Here is a 17,743-nt window from a genome sequence, read left to right as displayed (position 1 = left end):
CCCCCCCCCCCCGCGCGGCGAGGATCTTCAAGCGTCGCGCACTCTCCGCTCCCTATTGAACCCACCCTGTGCATCCCCCTCACCCCGACCCTCTCCCCCGGGGGGAGAGGGGGATGATCGTCGACACCACGCACCGCAGGACCACGCCGATGACCCTGACCGCCGAAACGTCCCGACCGTCCGTCACGGCCGCCGCCGGCAGGGTGCGGCGTCGCCGCCTGCTGCCGCGCGTGGCGCCCTATCTCCAGGCGGCACCGCTGACCGTCATGCTGCTGCTGTTCCTGCTGGTGCCGATTCTGACCATCGTCGTCGTCAGCTTTTGGGATTACGACAGCGTCCGCTTCTACCCGGACTTCGTGCTGACCAACTACACGGAGCTGCTGACCTCGCCGGTCACCTGGAAGACCTACCTGAACACGCTGAAATACGCCGCGCTGACCTGGGCGATCACGCTGGGGATCGGCTTCACGGTGGCGTATTTCCTGGCCTTCCATGTGCGGTCGACCACCTGGCAGATGGTGCTGTTCCTGGTCTGCACCATCCCGTTCTGGACCTCCAACATCATCCGCATGATCTCGTGGATCCCATTCCTGGGACGCAACGGGCTGCTCAATTCCGGCCTGATTTCCGCCGGGATCATCGACCAGCCGCTGGAGTTCCTGCTGTTCTCCGACTTCTCGGTCGTGCTGGCCTTCGTCCATCTCTATGCGCTGTTCATGGTGGTGCCGATCTTCAATTCGATGATGCGCATCGACCGCGCTCTGATCGAGGCGGCGCGCGACGGCGGCGCTAGTGCGGCGCAGACGCTGTGGAACGTCATCCTGCCGCTGACCAAGCCCGGCATCGCCATCGGCTCCATCTTCGTCGTCACGCTGGTGATGGGCGACTTCATCACCGTGCGGCTGATGAGCGGCGGGCAGAGCGCCTCCATCGGGCTGATGATCGCCAACGAGATCTCGCTGCTGCAATACCCGGCCGCCGCCGCCAACGCGGTGGTCCTGCTGGCCGTCGTCCTGATCATGGTGGTGGCGATGCTGCGCATCGTCGATATCCGCAAGGAGCTGTGAGAGATGAACACCTCCCGTCGCGGCCTGTCCTTCTACCTGCTGGGGGCCTTCTTCGCGCTGTTCGTGCTGTTCCTCTACGGCCCGACCGCGACCATCCTGATCCTGTCCTTCCAGGGGCCGGAAGGCGGCCTGACCTTCCCGATGAACGGCGTCTCGCTGCACTGGTTCCGCAACCTGTTCGAACAGCAGGCGGTGGGCGATTTCGGCGGGTCCTTCCGCCGCTCCATCGCGCTGGGGCTGATGGTGATGGTGCTGACCGTGCTGTTCTCGGTGCTGGCCGGCTTCGCCTTCCGCCGCCGGTTCCGCGGCAGCGGGGCGATCTTCTATCTCGCCGTCGCCAGCCTGATCGTGCCGTCGATCCTGGTCAGCCTGGGTATTGGCCTGTTCTTCAACATCCTGGGGCTGGAGCCGTCCTGGTACAGTTCGGCGCTGGGCGCGCACCTGACCTGGACGCTGCCCTTCGGCCTGCTGATCGTCTTCGCCATCTTCAACCGCTTCAACCCGGCCTATGAGGAGGCGGCGCGCGACCTGGGCGCCACGCCCTGGCAGACGGTGCGCCATGTGGTGCTGCCGATCCTGCTGCCCAGCCTGATCGGCGTCGGGCTGTTCGGTTTCACCCTGTCCTACGACGAGTTCGCCCGCACGCTGATGACCGCCGGCAGCTTCAACACGCTGCCGCTGGAGATCTACGGCATGACCACCAACGTCACCACGCCGGTGCTCTATGCGCTGGGGTCGCTGACGACGGTCTTCTCCTTCACCGTGATCGGCCTGTTCTTCCTGGGCCTGATCGCGCTGCGCCGCCGCCGCCTGCGCCATAGCGGCCACTGAGGACTCTCAAGACATGCGCATCCTGGTCGTCAACCCGAACAGCACCGCCTCGATGACCGCGCGGATCGGTGCCGCCGCCCGCACCGTCGCGGCCCCCGGCACCGAGATCGTCGCCACCAACCCGCCGGGTGGCCCGGCCAGCATCGAGGGCTATTACGACGAGGCGCTGGCGGTTCCCGGCATGCTGGCCGAGATCGAGCGGCAGCAGCGCGACGGTGTCCTCGCCGGCACGGTGATCGCCTGCTTCGACGATGTCGGGCTGGACGCCGCGCGCAGCCTCGCCACCGCACCGGTCGTCGGCATCTGCGAGGCGGCGATGCAGACCGCCGGGCTGTTGGGCGGCCGGTTCAGCGTGGTGACGACGCTGGCCCGTTCCGTCCCGGCGCTGGAGCGGCTGGCGCAACGTTACGGCATGGCCGGGCGCTGCACCATCCGTGCGGCCGGCGTGCCGGTGCTGGCGCTGGAGGACCCGGCGTCGGGTGCGGTCGAGCGGGTGCGGGCGGAAATCCGCCGGGCGGTGGAGCAGGATGGCGCCGAAACCATCGTGCTGGGCTGCGCCGGCATGGCCGACTTCGCCCGGTCCCTGAGCGAGGAAATGGGCCTGCCGGTGGTGGACGGGGTCACCGCCGCCGTGAAGCTGGTGGAGGGGCTGGCCGCCCTGGGGCTGCGGACCAGCAAGGTCGGCGGCTATGCGCCGCCGCTGCCCAAGGCGCGCTGACCCCTCCGCCGTCTTACAATGAGAGCTTACAACGGCAGCGGTTCCGGGAAGTCCGGTGCCGTAATAGCGGGCAACCCCGCTTGGGCCGAGATCGCGCCGCCCGCCAGTCCGTTCAGGATACGGCGGGCCGCTTCGGCGCATTGGCTGCGCAGTTCCGGCACGGCCGTCATTTCCCAGAATGGTGCCTTGGCGACCGGCCCGAACGCCAGCAGGCGGGGAGAGGGCGTGCCGTCCGCGGCGATCACCGCTCCGCCTTCCGTCACGTCCAGCCCCAGCCGCAATTCGTCCGGACGGGCGAGACCGCGGTCGAGCAGCGAGCGCACCAGCGGGTGGCGGATGCGGGTGTAGTCGCAGTTGGTGCCGGTGGCATTGATCAGCGCGCCGGCCGTCAGCCGCCGCTCCGCCCCGCCGCCGCGCTCGGCGACGGTCAGTTCCAGGCCGCGCGCGGTCAGCGCGGCGTCCTTCAGCCGGCCGGGCAGGATGCTCAGCTGGCCACTGTCGCGGGCGGCGGCGATGCGGTCGGCGACCAGCGGGGCCATGCGGTGGCGATGCACCTCCCAGAAGGGACGGGCGTGGCGCAGGAAGCGGCGGCGTTCCTCCATCGGCAGATGCGCCCAGATGCGGTGATGGTGCGGCCGCAACGCGTCGAAGGCCGACCGCCAGTCATAGCCGGCCGCGGTCGCCCGCCGGGCATCGGCCTTGAGCGCGATCAGCACGTCGAGGACCGTGCTGGGCAGCACGTCCGGATGGAGGAAGGAGGTGTAGGGCCGCGTCTCCTCATGGCGCAGCGGCAGCAGGCCGCGGCGCGACACCGCGGTGACCGGCCCGCGATGCCCCTGGTCGAGCAGCGACAGCACGGTGTCGACCATGGTCAGCCCGGTGCCGAGGATGGCGACGGGAGCATCCCGGTCGATGGTGCCGATGGCGGCGGCATCCCACGGGTCGCCGATGAAGCGGTCCGATGCGAAGGCCTCGTCCGCGGTCGGGGACGCCAGACAGGGCGGGGAGGGCGGAAAATTGCCGATGCAGAGGGCGGCGGTGTCGGCGCTGACCACCCGGCCATCGCCGAGCCGCACATGCACCGCCGGCCGGCTGCCCGACGGGGTCTCGGTGCGGACATCCACCGCTTCGGCCCGGATCAGGTTCAGCCGGGCATGGGCGGGCGCCTCCGCCTGGGCCTCCGCCAGGACGTCCTGGATGTAGGCGCCGTAGAGCGCGCGGGAGGCGAAGGCATGGCCGCTGGGCGGCATCGGCTCGTCCGGCGTCGGCCCGTCCGCGCGGCTCCACAGCCAGCGCAGGAAATGGCGCGGATCGTCGGGATAGGCGCTCATGTTGTAGGCGCGGACGTTCAGCACATGCGTGCCGTTCGGTGTGGAATAGGCGACGCCGGTGCCCGGCCGGTGCCCGTATTCGATCAGATGCACCACCAGCGGCGCCTGGGCGCCGCGCAGCAGGTGGGCGGCCAGCAGGCTGCCGGTGAAGCCGGCGCCGACGATGGCGATCTGGCGGGGCTGGTGGAAGTCATTCGGCGGGGTGCCGCCGGGGGGAGGGCCAGGGCGATGGAAGTGAGGCGTTGCAGGCATCGAAGTCCGTCCTTCCGTGAGTCATTCCGGAAAAGGCCGGCCGTTGGCGTCTGTTCCCCGAACCCGTCAGGCTATCGCTGAAAGAGGGGACTCGCGTCGGCCGTGTGTCTGCTCGGTCCGCTTCGTTCTGCCCTGAATATCACAGCGCCGGGGACACGCGCCATCGGCCGAAGGGCAAACACTATTCCAAAAGTAGGGATTTGCTGGTTTTTTACGCATGTTGCCCCGCATCATCGCTGTCGCCAAGCCCGCGCCGATATGGCACATGCGTTCGGGTACCGCCGCCACCGCGCAGCTTCGTTGCAAGACCGATCAGGAGCACGACCGATGTCCATGCCGTCCGTCCAGCCCGCCCCCCACGCTTCCGCTTGCGACCGGCTGGAAGCGGCGCTTTCCCGGATTGCCGATCCGGAACGGCAGGGTGCCATGGTGTTCACCGAGATCTATGCGGAGGAGGCGCGCTCCGCGGCGGCTGCCAGCGACCGCCGGGGGGCGGCGGGTCGCTCGCTGGGGCCGCTCGACGGGCGGATCGTCTCGGTGAAGGCGCTGTTCGACGTGGCGGGCGATGCCACGGCGGCCGGCTCCGCCATCCTGCGCGGCCGTCCGGCCGCTAGGCGCGATGCCAGGGCGGTGGCCCGGCTGCGCGCCGCGGGGGCGGTCATCGTCGGCCGGACCCACATGACCGAATTCGCCTTTTCCGCGGTCGGCATCAATCCCCATTACGGCAATCCCGGAAATCCGCATGACCGCTCGCGGGTGCCGGGCGGCTCCTCGTCCGGGGCGGCGATCTCGGTGATCGACGGCATGGCGGAGATCGCGCTGGGCAGCGACACCGGCGGGTCGTTGCGCATTCCGGCGGCGCTGTCGGGTGCGGTCGGCTTCAAGCCGTCCGCCGGGCGTCTGCCGTCGGACGGGGCCTTTCCGCTGTCGCCGACGCTGGATGCGATCGGGCCGATTGCCGCCACTGTCGCGGATGCCGCGCTGCTGGACAGCATCCTTTCCGATGGCGACCCGGCACGGCTGACTTCGCTCCCCGTCGCCGGGCAATCCTTCCTGGTGGCGCGCGGGCGGCTGTTCGACGGGATCGAGCCCGCCGTCGCCGCCGCCTTCGAGGCGACGCTCGATCGGTTGCGGGCGGCCGGGGCGCAGGTCGTAGACGGGTCCATCGAGGCGGAACTGGACGCGCTGACAGAACTGGACCGCATCGGCGTCTTCACCGCCATCGAGCTGGCGGCGACCCTCGCCGATCTCGGCATCGTGGCGCTCGACGGCATCGACCCAAAGACCCGCGCGCGGATCGAGGCCGGCGGAAAGGCGCCGGCCGCCGATTATGTCCGCATGCAGAACCGCCGGGCCGCGTTGATCCGCCTGATGGACGAGCGGCTGACCCGCCATCCCGTCCTGCTGCTGCCGACGGTGCCGATGACGGCGCCCACCATCGCCGATGTGCTGGACGATGCGGCCTTCCACCGCGTCAATCTGGCCCTGCTGCGAAACACCCGTGTCGCCAACCTGTTCGACCTGCCGGCCATTTCCCTGCCGGTTCCGGCTGATGGCTTGCCGGTCGGCCTGATGGCGATGGGCCGGCGCGGCAGCGACCGCAGCCTGCTGGGCATCGCCGCCGGGATCGAAGCGGCGCTGCTGGGGTAAGCCTGCGCCAGATGTGCTGTGACCATGATGGGGTCGTGAATTTTCCGCGCAGGAATCACGGCCCCTTGCGTATCACCCATGTGGACGTGCGCCCTGTTCAAAGAGTAGACGTGAATATTTATAAACAACCGATTCCTGACTCCCAAATGACCGCTCATCGTCACAAACGGTGTCAAAGAATGGCGACAGACAGAATCCGGTTCAATTTGCGGAAAACTCGCACTTATTGTCTGCCGGCGGTCGGATGACGACTGCAGACGAGAGCCGACGATCATCATGCGTGATGGTCGGATGCCATCCGCTGGCGCCGGGAATATTGGCGCGAGAATGCCGGGTGGCGATCGGCTGAAATGCTTGGAGACTTCCTATGGCTACCAACTTCGCCACTGATACGCTCAAGTCCGTGACGTCCAAGGCCACTGCGCCGACCTCATCCGTCACGACCACCGACAGCGCAGTCGCCGAGTTCCGGGACCACCAGCTTCAGCACCAGCACGTCCAGGGCGATGCCGCCACCAACGGCACGAATGGGAACACGACGGCCGACACCATTGTCGGGCACAGCGCTCCGACGCTGTCGGACAGCGCCGTCGCCGAATTGAAGACCGCCTACGTCGCGGTCGAAAAGGCCATCGCCGACGCCAAGAGCGGCAGCACGGCGACGGATACGGCGACGACCGACAGCACGGCAAACGATACCTCGACAAGCGATAGCTCGGCGACGGACAAGGCCACCAGCGGCAAGACCACCGACACCACCGACACGGCAACGCATCAGCCGCCGGCCGATCCGCTGGTGAAGGTGCTGGCCGACGCCACCGGCGAAAGCACCGCCACCGTCCAGGGCGTGTTGCAGCAGGTCCGCACCGTGCTGCACCAGGAACATCTGACCGACGCCACCAGCCACACCGGGACGGCCGATGCGACGACGGATACCGGGACCACCTCCACCACGGCGAACGACGACGACAAGCCCGGCACCGGCGACGCGCCGCATTGGCACGACCGCCTGATCGCACAGCATGACGGCTCGACCGATACCGGTACCGGTCAGGCCGCGGCTGATGGCGGCAGCGCCATCTGGCAGCATTTCCTGAACCACTATGCCTCCGGCGACAGCGCGGTCACCGGCAATGCCGAGGTGGTGGCGGCGGTCGACGAGTTCGTCGACACCGTCCAGTCGCTGCACCTCGCCCCCGGCCACGGGCAGATGCATGGCGAGACCCATGGCCATGGCACCGACGGCGTTCCTCTCGACACCGCCGCCTGACCGGCCCTGCGCCCTCCCGGCCGACGGGAGGGCGCAGCCCTTTCACGACAGTCCGTATTTCCTGATCTTGTCGTGCAGCGTGGTCTTGGCGACCTGCAATTCCTCCGCGGCGCGGGCGAGGCTGTGGTCGGTGCGGCGCAGGGTGTCGGCGATCAGGGCGCGCTCGAAGGCCTCCACCGCCTGGGCCAACGGGCGGTTGGCGGCGGGATGGGATGTTGCGAAGGGGGGAAAGCCCTGTTCGATGCCCAGAACGCACCGGTCGGCGACATTGTGCAACTCGCGCACGTTGCCCGGCCAGTCGTAGGCCATCAGGCGGCGCATGCGCTCGGCGTCCGGCGGCGGGACCGGGCGGCCGTGGCGGGCGGCGGCCTGGAGCGTGAACTGCTCGAACAGCAGCGGGATGTCCTCGCGCCGGTCGCGCAAGGGCGGCAGCGGCAGATTGGCGACATTCAGGCGGTAATAGAGGTCGGCGCGGAACTGCCCGCGGTCGGCAAGCTCGCGCAAATCCACCTTGGTCGCGGCGATCACCCGGCAATCGACATGGACGGGGGTGTTGGAGCCCAGACGCTCCAGCGTGCGTTCCTGAAGCACGCGCAGGAACTTGATCTGCACCGGCATCGGCATGCTCTCGATCTCGTCGAGGAACAGGGTGCCGCCGCTGGCATGCTCCACCTTGCCGACGCGCCGTTTGCCGGCTCCGGTGAAGGCCCCGGCCTCGTGGCCGAAGATCTCGCTGTCGATCAGGCTTTCCGGCAGGCCGCCGCAATTGATGGCGACGAAGTTGCCGCCGCGCCGCGGGCTGGCGTCGTGCAGGCAGCGGGCGGCCAGCTCCTTGCCGGAACCGGTTTCACCGTGGATCAGCACGTCGGCCGCCGAACTGGCGAGGTCGCCGATCAGCCGGCGCACCCGCGCCATCTGCGGCGATCCGCCGACCAGCCGCGCCTCGATGCTGTCGCGGTTCTGCAGGCGCGCGCGCAGGTCGCGCACCTCCAGCGTCAGGCGGCGCTTGTCCAGGGCGCGGCGCACCACCTCGACCAGATAGTCAGGGGAGAAAGGCTTCTCGATGAAGTCATGGGCGCCCAGCTTCATCGCCTGCACTGCCATCGACACGTCGCCATGGCCGGTCATCAGCACCACCGGCAGGTCCGGGTCGCTTGCCAGCAGTTCGGCCAGCAGCGCCATCCCATCCATCCCCGGCAGGCGGATGTCGGTGACGACGATGCCGGGAAAGCCCTCGGCCACCAGCCGCCGGGCCTTTTCCGCGCTGTCCACCGCCTCCGTCGGGATGTCTTCCAGCTCCAGCGCCTGCTGGCAGCCGAGGCTGACGTTGGGGTCGTCCTCGACGATGAGGACCTTCAAGGGCGGGACGGCAGTGTCGGACATGAAAAATCTCCGGCCTGGACGGCGGTCGGGTCGGTGGGCAGCGTAGCGGCGGGAAGATCGATGGTGAAGACCGCTCCGCCATCCGGACCGTTCGCCCCGGTCAGGGCGCCGCCGAAGTCACGCACGATCCCGGCCGAGATGGCAAGCCCCAAGCCGAGCCCGCCGCTTCCCTCCTTGGTTCCATCCTTCACCGCCTCCTTGGTGGTGAAGAAGGGCTCGAACAGGCGGGGCAGCACCTCGGCGGGCAGGCCGGGGCCGTTGTCGGCGACCTCGATACGCACCCGGTCGCCCTCCGTCCGGGCGGTCAGCGTCAGCCTGCTCCCCGTCCGACCGGCCAGCGCATCCAGGCCGTTGGCGAGCAGATTGACCAGCACCTGCTCCAGCCGGTTGGGATCGCAAAGTGCTGCGACATCGTCCGGCGCATCGACCTCTACGGCGACACCCGAGCGCCGCAGCCGCTGGTCCAGCAGGAACAAAGCATTGTCGATGGGCCGGCGCACCGCGACCGGGCGGGGCGCGCCGGAGGATTTGCGGGCGAAGGATTTCAGCTGGCTGGTCAAGGCACCCATGCTGTCCACCAGATGGGCGATGCGCTCCAGGTTGCCCTGCGCCGCCTCCAGATTGCCGCGCTGGAGAAACTTGACCGTGTTGCCGGACAGGGTGCGCAACGCCGCCAGCGGCTGGTTCAGCTCGTGCGCCAGCCCGGCGGAGAGCTGGCCGATCACCGCCAGCTTGCCGGCATGGACCAGCTCGTCCTGGGCGGCGCGCAGGTTGCGGGTACGCTCCTCCACCTTGCGTTCAAGCTCATGCAGGTGGCGGCGGCGCTGCACCCACATCAGCAGCAGGATGCCGGGGACGGCGCTGCCCATCGCGGCGAGGGCGGCGCGGGTCCAGGCCATGCCGGTCACCTGATCGACCGGCGACAGCACGGTCATCGTCCAGCCGGTGCCTTGCAGGGGAGCCGTCTGGGCCAGGAACCCGCCGGACACCGGGAAGACCGTCTCCTCCAGCTGTCCATCGGCCGGGCGGGAGAGGCGCACCAGTTCGGCATCGCTGGCGATGCGATCCTGCCGCATCAGACCCAGCGGCGAAAGCGGGCGGGCGTTGTATTGCAGGGTCCGGTCGAAATGGCGGCGGGTCGGCTCGTCCATCGGCCGCAGGGTGGTGAATTTCCAGGAGGGGACCGAGGCGAGAATCACCACGCCGTTCTCGTCGGCGACCAGCACCGGCGCCTCGACCGTCGACCAGGATTGTTCCAGCTGCTCCAGGCTGACCTTCACCACGGCGACGCCGACGATGGCGCCATCCTCGGTCAGCGGCGAGGAGAGGTAATAGCCGGCTTCCCCCCGCGTGGTGCCGACCCCGAAGAAACGCCCCTGGCGGCCGGCGGCGGCCTCGATGAAATAGGGGCGGTAGGACAGATCCTCGTTGATGAAGCTGTCCGGGCGGTTCCAGTTGCTGGCGGCCAGCACCCGGCCCTGGCGGTTCAGCACATAGATCGACAGGGTGCCGGCCCGCTCGTTCAGCCGCTCCAGATAGCGGTTCAGCCCCCAGGCCAGCGGCGCCCGTCCGGCGACGAGGTCGAGGACGTCGCGCTCCAGCCCCAGCGTCGCCGGGAAATAGGCGTATTTGTCGATCTCGCGCTCAAGGCTTTCGGCATAGAGGTCGAGCCGGTGGTGCCCGGTCTCCTGCAACGTGGCGAGGCCCATCCCCTCGCTGACGCGGAAGCCTGCGACGCCGGCAAGCAGGGCCAGACCGGCGAGCGCCGGCAGGAGAAGGCCGATGGTGCGGAGGCGTCTGGCGGCGGGCATGAAAAAGACGGCCATGAAAAAGGCGGGCAGGGACAGGGACCCCCGCATCATAGCAGAAGCCCCCGTTCCATTGCCCGCCTGTCTTCCGGCCCGGCCCGTCAGGATGTCGGCCAGGATGTCAGTCCGTTACTCGGCAGCGGCCGGGGAGGGAAGGGCGGCGCCGGCCTCCTCCTCGTCCTCTTGCCCGCCGATGGCGTTCTCCCACTTGGCGACCACCGTGGTGGCGATGCCGTTGCCCAGCACGTTGGTGGCGGTGCGGCCCATGTCGAGGAAGTGGTCGATGCCCATGATCAGCAGCACGCCGGCCTCCGGCAGGTGGAACATGGGCAGCACCGCGGCCACCACCACCAGCGAGGAGCGTGGAACGCCGGCGATGCCCTTGCTCGACACCATCAGCACCAGCAGCATGACGATCTGCTGTTCCAGCGTCAGCGGGATGCCATAGGCCTGGGCGATGAACAGCGACGCGAAGGCCGTGTAGATCATCGAGCCGTCGAGGTTGAAGGAATAGCCCAGCGGCAGGACGAAGCCGATCACCCGCTCGCGCACGCCGAGCGTCTTCAGCTCCTCCATCACGCGGGGATAGGCGGATTCGCTCGACGCGGTGGAGAAGCCCAGCAGCATCGGCTGGCGCATCGCCTTGACCACGCGGAACACGTCACCCTTCAGAACGACGAAGCCGGCGAAGACCAGCACCGCCCACAGCACCGCCAGCGCCACGTAGAAGCTGCCCATGAACTTGCCGTAGACCAGCAGCACGCCCAGACCCTGGGTGGTCACCACGTTGGCGACGGCGGCGAAGACGCCGATTGGGGCGAAGCGCATCACATAGTCGGTGACCTTCAGCATCACCGGCACGACCTCTTCGATCGAGCGGGCGAGCAGGCCGGCCTTGGTGTCGCGCAGCTGGCCGATGGCGAGACCGACGAAGACCGAGAAGATCAGGATCTGCAGGATCTCGTTGTTCGCCATCGCCTCGAAGAAGTTGCGCGGGAAGACGTGGGTCAGGAAATCCTTCAGGTTCAGGGCGGAGGTCTTCAGGCCAGCGCTGGCCGCCACGTCGGGCAGCGGCACGCCGACATTGGCGCCCGGATGCAGCAGGTTGGCGAAGATCAGCCCGATGAACAGCGACACGAAGGACGCCATCAGGAACCAGCCCACCGCCTTGCCGCCGATGCGGCCGACGGTGCGGGCGTCGCCCATGCCGGCCATGCCCGCGACCAGGGTGGCGAAGATCAGGGGCGCGATGATCATCTTGATCAGCCGCAGGAAGATGTCCGTCACCATCGCGAAATAGCCCGCGATCTCCTTGGCGGTGGCCGCGTCGAACAGGCTGTTGCAGACATAGCCGGTGACGATGCCCAGCAGCATGGCGACGATGATCAGCGTCGTCTGTTTGTTCATGGTCCTGTTACCTCACCTTGGTCCCGCCCGCCTGTCAGCGCCGGCCGGGTTGCGGTCGATGGGAACCGGCCCCCTGGCTCTTCCCCGATATCTGGAAAGGAGCCGGAAACGGGGCCGGGTGGCGGAAAGGGTCAGCCGGCGGTCGCCAGCAGCCGCGGCTGGGTCAGCACCTCCGGCCGCAGAACCTCGGCCAGGGCGGCGGCGGTCATCAGGCCGCGCGCCTCCACCAGTTCGGCGACACCCTTGCCGGTGCGGTGGGCCTCGGCGGCCACCTCGCTGGCGTTGGCGTAGCCGATGTAGGGGTTCAGCGCGGTGACGATGCCGATGGAGTTGCGCACGCCCGCTTCCAGATGGTCGCGGTTGGCGGTGATGCCGTCGACGCAGCGGTCGGCCAGCACCAGGCAGCCCTGGCGCAGGTGGGTGATGCTCTTGAACAGGCTGTGGGCGATGATCGGCTCGAAGGCGTTCAGCTGGAGCTGACCGGCTTCGGCGGCGAAAGTGACGGTCATGTCGTTGCCGATCACCTCGAAGGCGATCTGGTTGACCACCTCCGGGATCACCGGGTTGACCTTGCCCGGCATGATCGACGAGCCGGCCTGACGCGCCGGCAGGTTGATCTCGCCGAAGCCGGCGCGCGGGCCGCTGGACAGCAGGCGCAGGTCGTTGCAGGTCTTGGACAGCTTCACCGCCACCCGCTTCAGCACGCCCGACAGCTGGACGAAGCTGCCGCAATCCTGCGTCGCTTCCACCAGATTGGGGGCGGTGACCACGGGCACGCCGCTGATCTCGGCCAGACGGCGGCAGACCAGGGCGGCGTATTGGGGATGGGCGTTGATGCCGGTGCCGATGGCGGTGGCGCCCAGGTTGATCTCGCGGATCAGCAGGGCGGCCTCCTTCAGCCGCTCCTCATCCTCGGCCAGCATGACGGCGTAGGTCGAGAATTCCTGGCCCAGCGTCATCGGAACGGCATCCTGCAATTGGGTGCGGCCCATCTTCAGGATGTCGCGGAACTCGTCGGCCTTGCGCTGGAAGGCGGCGCGCAGATGGCCCATCGCCTCCACCAGCCGGAAGATGCCGGTGTAGGTCGCCAGCTTCAGCGCCGTCGGATAGACGTCGTTGGTCGACTGGCTCATGTTGACATGCTCGTTGGGGTGCAGGTGGGCGTAGTCGCCCCGGCCATGCCCCAGGATCTCCAGCGCCAGATTGGCGATCACCTCGTTGGCGTTCATGTTGGTCGAGGTCCCGGCGCCGCCCTGGATCACGTCGACGACGAACTGGTCGTGCAGCTTGCCGGCGCGGATTTCGCGGCAGGCGGCGGCGATGGCGTCGGCCCGCTCGGCATTCAGCAGGCCCAGTTCATGGTTGGCGCGGGATGCTGCCATCTTGATCTCGGCGAGCGCGCGGACCAGATCGGGGTAGTGGGAGATCGGCGTGCCGGTGATCGGGAAATTCTCGACAGCGCGCAGGGTGTGGACGCCGTAATAGGCATCGGCCGGGACTTCGCGGTCGCCCAGCAGGTCGTGTTCGGTGCGCGTTGTGGCAGGCATCGTACGTTTCGCTCCCTTGATTGAGACCGTCCCGTCTGCGCGGGACGCAACCAATCAGGAGCAACCGCCATGCCAGCGCGGGCTGACAGGACGTCGCGGCCTAAGCCATTGATCTTTCTGGATAGGATTGCTGGTCAGAACCGCTGATGTTCGGATTTCCGAACGCGGCCCGTGGCTGGGCGTTCGGAAATCCGAACGGGCCGGGCGGGCTGCCCGCGCCGGACTACTCGCCGAGGCGGTTGGACCAGTCCTCCACCCTGCCGCTTTCCACCCGGCGCCGGGCCAGCGTGCGCCAGCCGGTGGCGAGCGGCTCCAGCTCCGCAATGCCGGCGAGCGTGGGGAGGTCGCCGGTGTCGTGGTAGAAGGCGCGCAGGATGCGGGCCAGCGGCCAGTCCGGCAGCGGGCGCTCGATCAGAGCGATCCCGTCGCCGGCGGCGACGATGCCCGGCTCCAGCACGCGATAATACCAGCCGGTCCGGCCGGTGGATTGCACCCGCCGCGCCATGTCCGTCACGCCGAAGCGGTGGTTCAGCTTCCAGCAGGGCTGGCGCCCCTGGCTGACCTGCACCGTCGCCGTGCCGATGCGGAAGATGTCGCCGACGCAGACCGTCTCCTCCGTCAGGCCGAGCGTGGAGAGGTTCTCGCCAAAGGCACCGACGGACTCCAGCAGCGGGCAGGGGGCTGGCAGGCCGCCGCGCCATGCCGCGTAATGGTCGAAGGGGTAATGGTGGATCGCCTTGTCCGGACCGCCATGGTTGCGGCGGTCGGCCTGCTCGTCGCCATCGAGGCCGTCCGGGCCGATGGCGATGGCGGCATCGACCGGATGCTTGCCGATGGCGCTGAGCGTGTCCGGCCGGCCGAACGGAACCGCCTTGCCGGTCAGGACTGCGTTCAGCATGGTGGCCTCGGTCATCGACCCTTCTCCGCTTTCGTGGCTGTCGCCCGGCTGGGGCTTTTTGCAAGACCCCCTTATCGCCGTTCGCCCGGTGCCCGCCAAGCCATCGCAGCGGCAGGCCAGCAATGCGGGAGCTTGCCAAGGCTTTTCATCCTGCGAATTGAACCTCAACCCGAAGAATATTTCTTGCAATCTGCGAGGCAGGAATCCAGTGGGAAGACGCCGTTATGAGACTAAACAGTTTCTTCTGATATATTAGAAGATAGAAAATTCGAATAATTTCCGAGAAATAATAAAGTATGTTCTTCGTTGTTCGACTAATGTAGAAAAAGACGGGCTATCAATAGAGTGCCGAGGCGATGATCCTGAAAAATTTCCGCTTTATATGACTTGGAAAATCGTATTTCTTCTGAATCGCTTCTGACCGCAGCGAACTTCGGCACAGGAGCAACGCCGAACCGTATCGTTCGGTCAGGCCCATGACTGAGAGCCGCACAGCCTTAGAGGATAGTGCTTTAGTACCGGTTATGCGGTGCCAAAGTGGCATATTTGGTGCAGGCACGTCCCGTGTGCGGAATATCAGTGCGTGGGGGAATGAAATGACCGGGTTCACAGGTGCGGCCCCTGCGGGCGGACTGCTGGCGAACATGAAGATCGGACGGAAGATTTCAATCGGCTTCGGGGCCGTGCTGCTGATCATGGTCGGACTTGCGGGGCGAAGCTATTTGTCTTTCAGCAACATCTCCCATCAGTTCGAAACTTACGATCACGGCGTTTCGGTCATGGATGTCGCTTCCAACATCGAAATGGAAGTGCTGGCCATGCGTGGCGCCGTGCGTGAATTCGCATTGAGCGGCAATGCCAGCCGCGAAGCGATGGCCCGTCAGGCCATGGAGAAGCTGCGCGCGAGTTTCGAGACGGCCTATGGGCTCGTCCGCGATCCCGACCTGAAATCCAGGCTGAATCTCGCCAGGAGCCACCTCGGTCAATATATGGACGGCTTCCAGCGGGTCGCGCCGATGCAGCACGAACTGATGGGGTTGGTGACCGAAACCCTGGATCCGCTGGGATTGGATGCCCGCGTCGAACTGGGACATATCCGCGATGAAGCTGCAAAGGCCGGCGACGGTGTTGCCGTCGCCCATGCCTGGGAAAGCATCGAATCCTTGATGATAGGACGGCTGTCCGCCAACAAGATGCTGGCCCGGCACGACGACGAGTCCGCCAGGAAGGCCGATGAGGCTTTCACCGCACTCGCCCAACTCCTCCAACAGCTGTCTGTCGCAGTCGCCGACCGCCCCTATGCAGCGGAGGTGAAGAACCTCCAGGCCACGGTGTCGCGCTACCAGGCCGGCTTTGTCCGGGCGAAGGAACTGAGCGATACCGTCAATGCACTGATCAACGGTGAGATGACGCAGGCTGGCACAGCCGTCACCGAAGAGGCGGAGGCCATCAGCCGAAATGCCCTGGCGGAGACGGACCGCATCCGCCGGGCCACCCTGGCCGACATCGCCGGCACGGAAATGCTGGTCGTTCTGCTCTCGGCCAGCGGACTCCTGGCCGGCCTGCTCTGCGCCGGCCTGATCAGCCGTGCGATCACCCGGCCGGTGATCGCCATGACCGGGACGATGCGGGAACTGGCCACCGGCAATCTGGACATCGCCGTCCCCGGCGCCGGACAGAAGGACGAGATCGGCGCCATGGCCGCCGCGGTGACGGTGTTCAAGGAGAATGCGGTCACGGCCCGGCGGCTGGAGGCGGAACAGAAGGCCGAGCAGCAGCGCAAGGAGGTCCGGACGGCGACGGTGGACCGTCTGGTCGCCGAGTTCGAGGGGACCGTCGCCGGCATCCTGCGCACGGTGTCCTCCGCCTCCACCGAACTGGACAGCACCGCGCACCAGATGAATGAGACGGCCGAGCAGACCAACCGTCAGTCGACCGCATCGGCCGGTGCGGCGGAGCAAACCTCCGCCAACGTGCAGACGGTCGCCACCGCGGCCGAGGAAATGGTGGCGTCGCTACAGGAGATCGCGCGGCAGGTCACCCGGTCTTCGTCCATTGCCAACGACGCCGTCACCCAGTCCGCGCACACCGACGCGACCGTGCAGGGGCTGGCCGATTCCGCCCGGAAAATCAGCGACGTGGTCGCCCTGATCTCCACCATCGCTGGGCAGACCAACCTGCTGGCCCTGAACGCCACCATCGAGGCGGCCCGCGCCGGCGAGCATGGCAAGGGCTTTGCCGTCGTCGCTGCCGAGGTGAAGAGCCTTGCTGAGCAGACCGCCCGCGCCACCGACGAGATCACCGGGCAGATCGGCGCCATTCAGGCCGCCACCGGTGGGGTGGTCGAGGCGATCCGGGTGAATTCCGGCATGATCCGCCAGATGAACGAGATCACCGCCGCCATCGCCTCCGCGGTGGAGGAGCAGAATGCGGCGACCGGGGAGATCACCCGCAGCGTCACCGAGGCCGCGGCCGGGACGGAGGAGGTTGCCCGCAACATCCAGCAGGTGATGGAAGCAACGGGGCATACCGGGGCCGCCGCCGCCCAGGTGCTGAGCGCGGCGGAGGATCTGTCGTACCAGTCGGAAATGCTGCGGGCGAACCTTGAGAGCTTCCTGGCGGACATCCGGGCAGCCTGATCGGGCCTTCCGCAGAAAGCCGGCGGTTGCCCGGAGGTTGCCGTATGATGCAGGCTCCGGACACCGCCAAGCAGCCTGTGGGAGTTCACCGCCGCCATGCCCGCCTTCGCCGCGAACCTGACGATGATGTTCACGGAGTGGCCGTTCCTGGACCGCTTCGCCGCCGCCGCCGATGCCGGGTTCCGGGCGGTCGAATATCTCTTTCCCTACGAGCATGCGCCGGACGCGGTGGCGCAGCGGCTGGAGCGCAACGGCCTGACCCAGGCGCTGTTCAACATGCCGCCCGGTGACTGGGCGGCCGGGGAGCGCGGGCTTGCCGCCCTGCCGGACCGGTTCGACGAGTTCCGTGCTGCGGTTGCCAGGGCGCTGGACTATGCCGGGGCGACCGGCTGCCGGCGTCTCCACATGATGGCCGGGCTGGCCGACTCCGCCGATCCGGCGGCGCTCGACGCCTATCGGCGGGCCGTCCGCCATGCCGGAGAGGCGCTGGCGGACTGCGGGATCGAGCTGCTGCTGGAGCCGATCAACGGTCGCGACATGCCCGGTTATTTCCTGAACGATTTCGGCCTCGCCGAACGGCTGATCGCCGAGGCCGGGCTGCCCAACGTCCGGCTCCAGTTCGACCTCTACCACCGGCAGATCCTGCATGGCGACGTGACCATGGCGCTGCGCCGGCTGATGCCGCTGGTCGGACATGTGCAGGTCGCCTCCGTCCCGTCGCGCAACGAACCGGACGGGGAGGAGCTGAACTGGCCCTTCCTGTTCGGCGAGTTGGACCGGCTCGGCTACGGCGGCTTCGTCGGCTGCGAATACCGGCCGCGCGCCGCCACGCTCGACGGGCTCGGCTGGTTCGCCCCGTATCGCGCAGCGGCCCGCTGACGGTCCCGCGGGCTTATAGTCTGTCTGATGCCTATTGAAGCATCAGACAGACTATAAACTTTT

13 protein-coding genes are annotated in these 17,743 nt (G+C 67.6%); 7 read left to right on the top strand and 6 right to left on the bottom strand.

Translation table 11 applies throughout. The features are described from left to right. Positions 1 to 113: 113 nt before the first annotated feature. Genes VH569_RS14420 through VH569_RS14410 form a run of 3 tightly spaced genes read left to right on the top strand, consistent with a single transcriptional unit; the run spans position 114 to position 2,616 of the window. Positions 114 to 1,067, top strand: a complete 954-nt coding sequence (locus VH569_RS14420; protein WP_423315959.1) for an ABC transporter permease — start codon at positions 114 to 116, stop codon at positions 1,065 to 1,067. Positions 1,068 to 1,070: 3 nt separating this feature from the next. Beyond that, on the top strand, positions 1,071 to 1,898 hold the full coding sequence (locus VH569_RS14415; protein ID WP_377805231.1) for an ABC transporter permease: 828 nt from the start codon (positions 1,071 to 1,073) through the stop codon (positions 1,896 to 1,898). Positions 1,899 to 1,911: 13 nt separating this feature from the next. Next, entirely contained in the window at positions 1,912 to 2,616 is a 705-nt protein-coding gene (locus VH569_RS14410) for an aspartate/glutamate racemase family protein (RefSeq protein WP_423315958.1), read from the top strand. Between the two features lie 26 nt (positions 2,617 to 2,642). Here the strand turns inward: VH569_RS14410 and VH569_RS14405 are convergent, their stop codons facing one another. Continuing rightward, positions 2,643 to 4,199: an FAD/NAD(P)-binding protein gene (locus VH569_RS14405; protein WP_423315957.1), complete on the bottom strand. Its 1,557-nt coding sequence runs from the start codon at positions 4,197 to 4,199 to the stop codon at positions 2,643 to 2,645. Between the two features lie 327 nt (positions 4,200 to 4,526). On the opposite strand from VH569_RS14405, the gene VH569_RS14400 reads away from it, so the two are divergent. Both VH569_RS14400 and VH569_RS14395 read left to right on the top strand, forming a co-directional pair. Next, positions 4,527 to 5,849: an amidase gene (locus VH569_RS14400; protein ID WP_423315956.1), complete on the top strand. Its 1,323-nt coding sequence runs from the start codon at positions 4,527 to 4,529 to the stop codon at positions 5,847 to 5,849. A gap of 367 nt (positions 5,850 to 6,216) precedes the next feature. Further along, positions 6,217 to 7,119: a hypothetical protein gene (locus VH569_RS14395; protein ID WP_423315955.1), complete on the top strand. Its 903-nt coding sequence runs from the start codon at positions 6,217 to 6,219 to the stop codon at positions 7,117 to 7,119. A gap of 42 nt (positions 7,120 to 7,161) precedes the next feature. Here the strand turns inward: VH569_RS14395 and VH569_RS14390 are convergent, their stop codons facing one another. The 5 genes from VH569_RS14390 to VH569_RS14370 all read right to left on the bottom strand — a co-directional run bounded on the left by VH569_RS14390 (position 7,162) and on the right by VH569_RS14370 (position 14,177). After that, the gene (locus tag VH569_RS14390) at positions 7,162 to 8,502 is read right to left on the bottom strand and encodes a sigma-54-dependent transcriptional regulator (protein ID WP_423315954.1); all 1,341 of its coding nucleotides are present in this window, start codon (positions 8,500 to 8,502) and stop codon (positions 7,162 to 7,164) included. Continuing rightward, complete coding sequence (locus tag VH569_RS14385) at positions 8,475 to 10,313, bottom strand: sensor histidine kinase (protein ID WP_423315953.1); 1,839 nt, start codon at positions 10,311 to 10,313, stop codon at positions 8,475 to 8,477. The genes VH569_RS14390 and VH569_RS14385 overlap by 28 nt, the downstream gene beginning before the upstream one ends. Positions 10,314 to 10,439: 126 nt before the next feature. Then, positions 10,440 to 11,717, bottom strand: coding sequence for a dicarboxylate/amino acid:cation symporter (locus tag VH569_RS14380; RefSeq protein WP_423315952.1), 1,278 nt, complete (start codon positions 11,715 to 11,717; stop codon positions 10,440 to 10,442). A 131-nt stretch (positions 11,718 to 11,848) separates the two neighbouring features. Continuing rightward, on the bottom strand, positions 11,849 to 13,264 hold the full coding sequence (aspA, locus tag VH569_RS14375; RefSeq protein ID WP_423315951.1) for an aspartate ammonia-lyase: 1,416 nt from the start codon (positions 13,262 to 13,264) through the stop codon (positions 11,849 to 11,851). A 223-nt stretch (positions 13,265 to 13,487) separates the two neighbouring features. Beyond that, on the bottom strand, positions 13,488 to 14,177 hold the full coding sequence (locus tag VH569_RS14370) for an MOSC domain-containing protein (RefSeq protein ID WP_423315950.1): 690 nt from the start codon (positions 14,175 to 14,177) through the stop codon (positions 13,488 to 13,490). Positions 14,178 to 14,758: 581 nt separating this feature from the next. Between VH569_RS14370 and VH569_RS14365 the strand changes: the two genes are divergently transcribed. Both VH569_RS14365 and otnI read left to right on the top strand, forming a co-directional pair. Next, on the top strand, positions 14,759 to 16,801 hold the full coding sequence (locus tag VH569_RS14365) for a HAMP domain-containing methyl-accepting chemotaxis protein (RefSeq protein ID WP_423315949.1): 2,043 nt from the start codon (positions 14,759 to 14,761) through the stop codon (positions 16,799 to 16,801). A 96-nt stretch (positions 16,802 to 16,897) separates the two neighbouring features. Then, positions 16,898 to 17,680, top strand: coding sequence for a 2-oxo-tetronate isomerase (gene otnI / locus VH569_RS14360; protein ID WP_423315948.1), 783 nt, complete (start codon positions 16,898 to 16,900; stop codon positions 17,678 to 17,680). Positions 17,681 to 17,743 lie beyond the last annotated feature (63 nt).

This window comes from Azospirillum sp. 11R-A, from assembly GCF_049472615.1.
Classification (GTDB): domain Bacteria; phylum Pseudomonadota; class Alphaproteobacteria; order Azospirillales; family Azospirillaceae; genus Azospirillum; species Azospirillum palustre.
Note: the sequence above shows the minus strand (reverse complement) of the source record. Positions and strands in the feature narration are given on the sequence as shown.

Bases quoted from the DNA above. Each gene is read 5' to 3' on its own strand.
- aspA (WP_423315951.1), bottom strand. From the start codon at position 13,264: ATGCCTGCCACAACGCGCACCGAACACGACCTGCTGGGCGACCGCGAA.
- VH569_RS14395 (WP_423315955.1), top strand. From the start codon at position 6,217: ATGGCTACCAACTTCGCCACTGATACGCTCAAGTCCGTGACGTCCAAG.
- VH569_RS14405 (WP_423315957.1), bottom strand. From the start codon at position 4,199: ATGCCTGCAACGCCTCACTTCCATCGCCCTGGCCCTCCCCCCGGCGGC.
- VH569_RS14420 (WP_423315959.1), top strand. From the start codon at position 114: ATGATCGTCGACACCACGCACCGCAGGACCACGCCGATGACCCTGACC.
- VH569_RS14385 (WP_423315953.1), bottom strand. From the start codon at position 10,313: ATGCCCGCCGCCAGACGCCTCCGCACCATCGGCCTTCTCCTGCCGGCG.
- VH569_RS14400 (WP_423315956.1), top strand. From the start codon at position 4,527: ATGTCCATGCCGTCCGTCCAGCCCGCCCCCCACGCTTCCGCTTGCGAC.
- otnI (WP_423315948.1), top strand. From the start codon at position 16,898: ATGCCCGCCTTCGCCGCGAACCTGACGATGATGTTCACGGAGTGGCCG.
- VH569_RS14370 (WP_423315950.1), bottom strand. From the start codon at position 14,177: ATGACCGAGGCCACCATGCTGAACGCAGTCCTGACCGGCAAGGCGGTT.
- VH569_RS14415 (WP_377805231.1), top strand. From the start codon at position 1,071: ATGAACACCTCCCGTCGCGGCCTGTCCTTCTACCTGCTGGGGGCCTTC.
- VH569_RS14365 (WP_423315949.1), top strand. From the start codon at position 14,759: ATGACCGGGTTCACAGGTGCGGCCCCTGCGGGCGGACTGCTGGCGAAC.
- VH569_RS14410 (WP_423315958.1), top strand. From the start codon at position 1,912: ATGCGCATCCTGGTCGTCAACCCGAACAGCACCGCCTCGATGACCGCG.
- VH569_RS14390 (WP_423315954.1), bottom strand. From the start codon at position 8,502: ATGTCCGACACTGCCGTCCCGCCCTTGAAGGTCCTCATCGTCGAGGAC.
- VH569_RS14380 (WP_423315952.1), bottom strand. From the start codon at position 11,717: ATGAACAAACAGACGACGCTGATCATCGTCGCCATGCTGCTGGGCATC.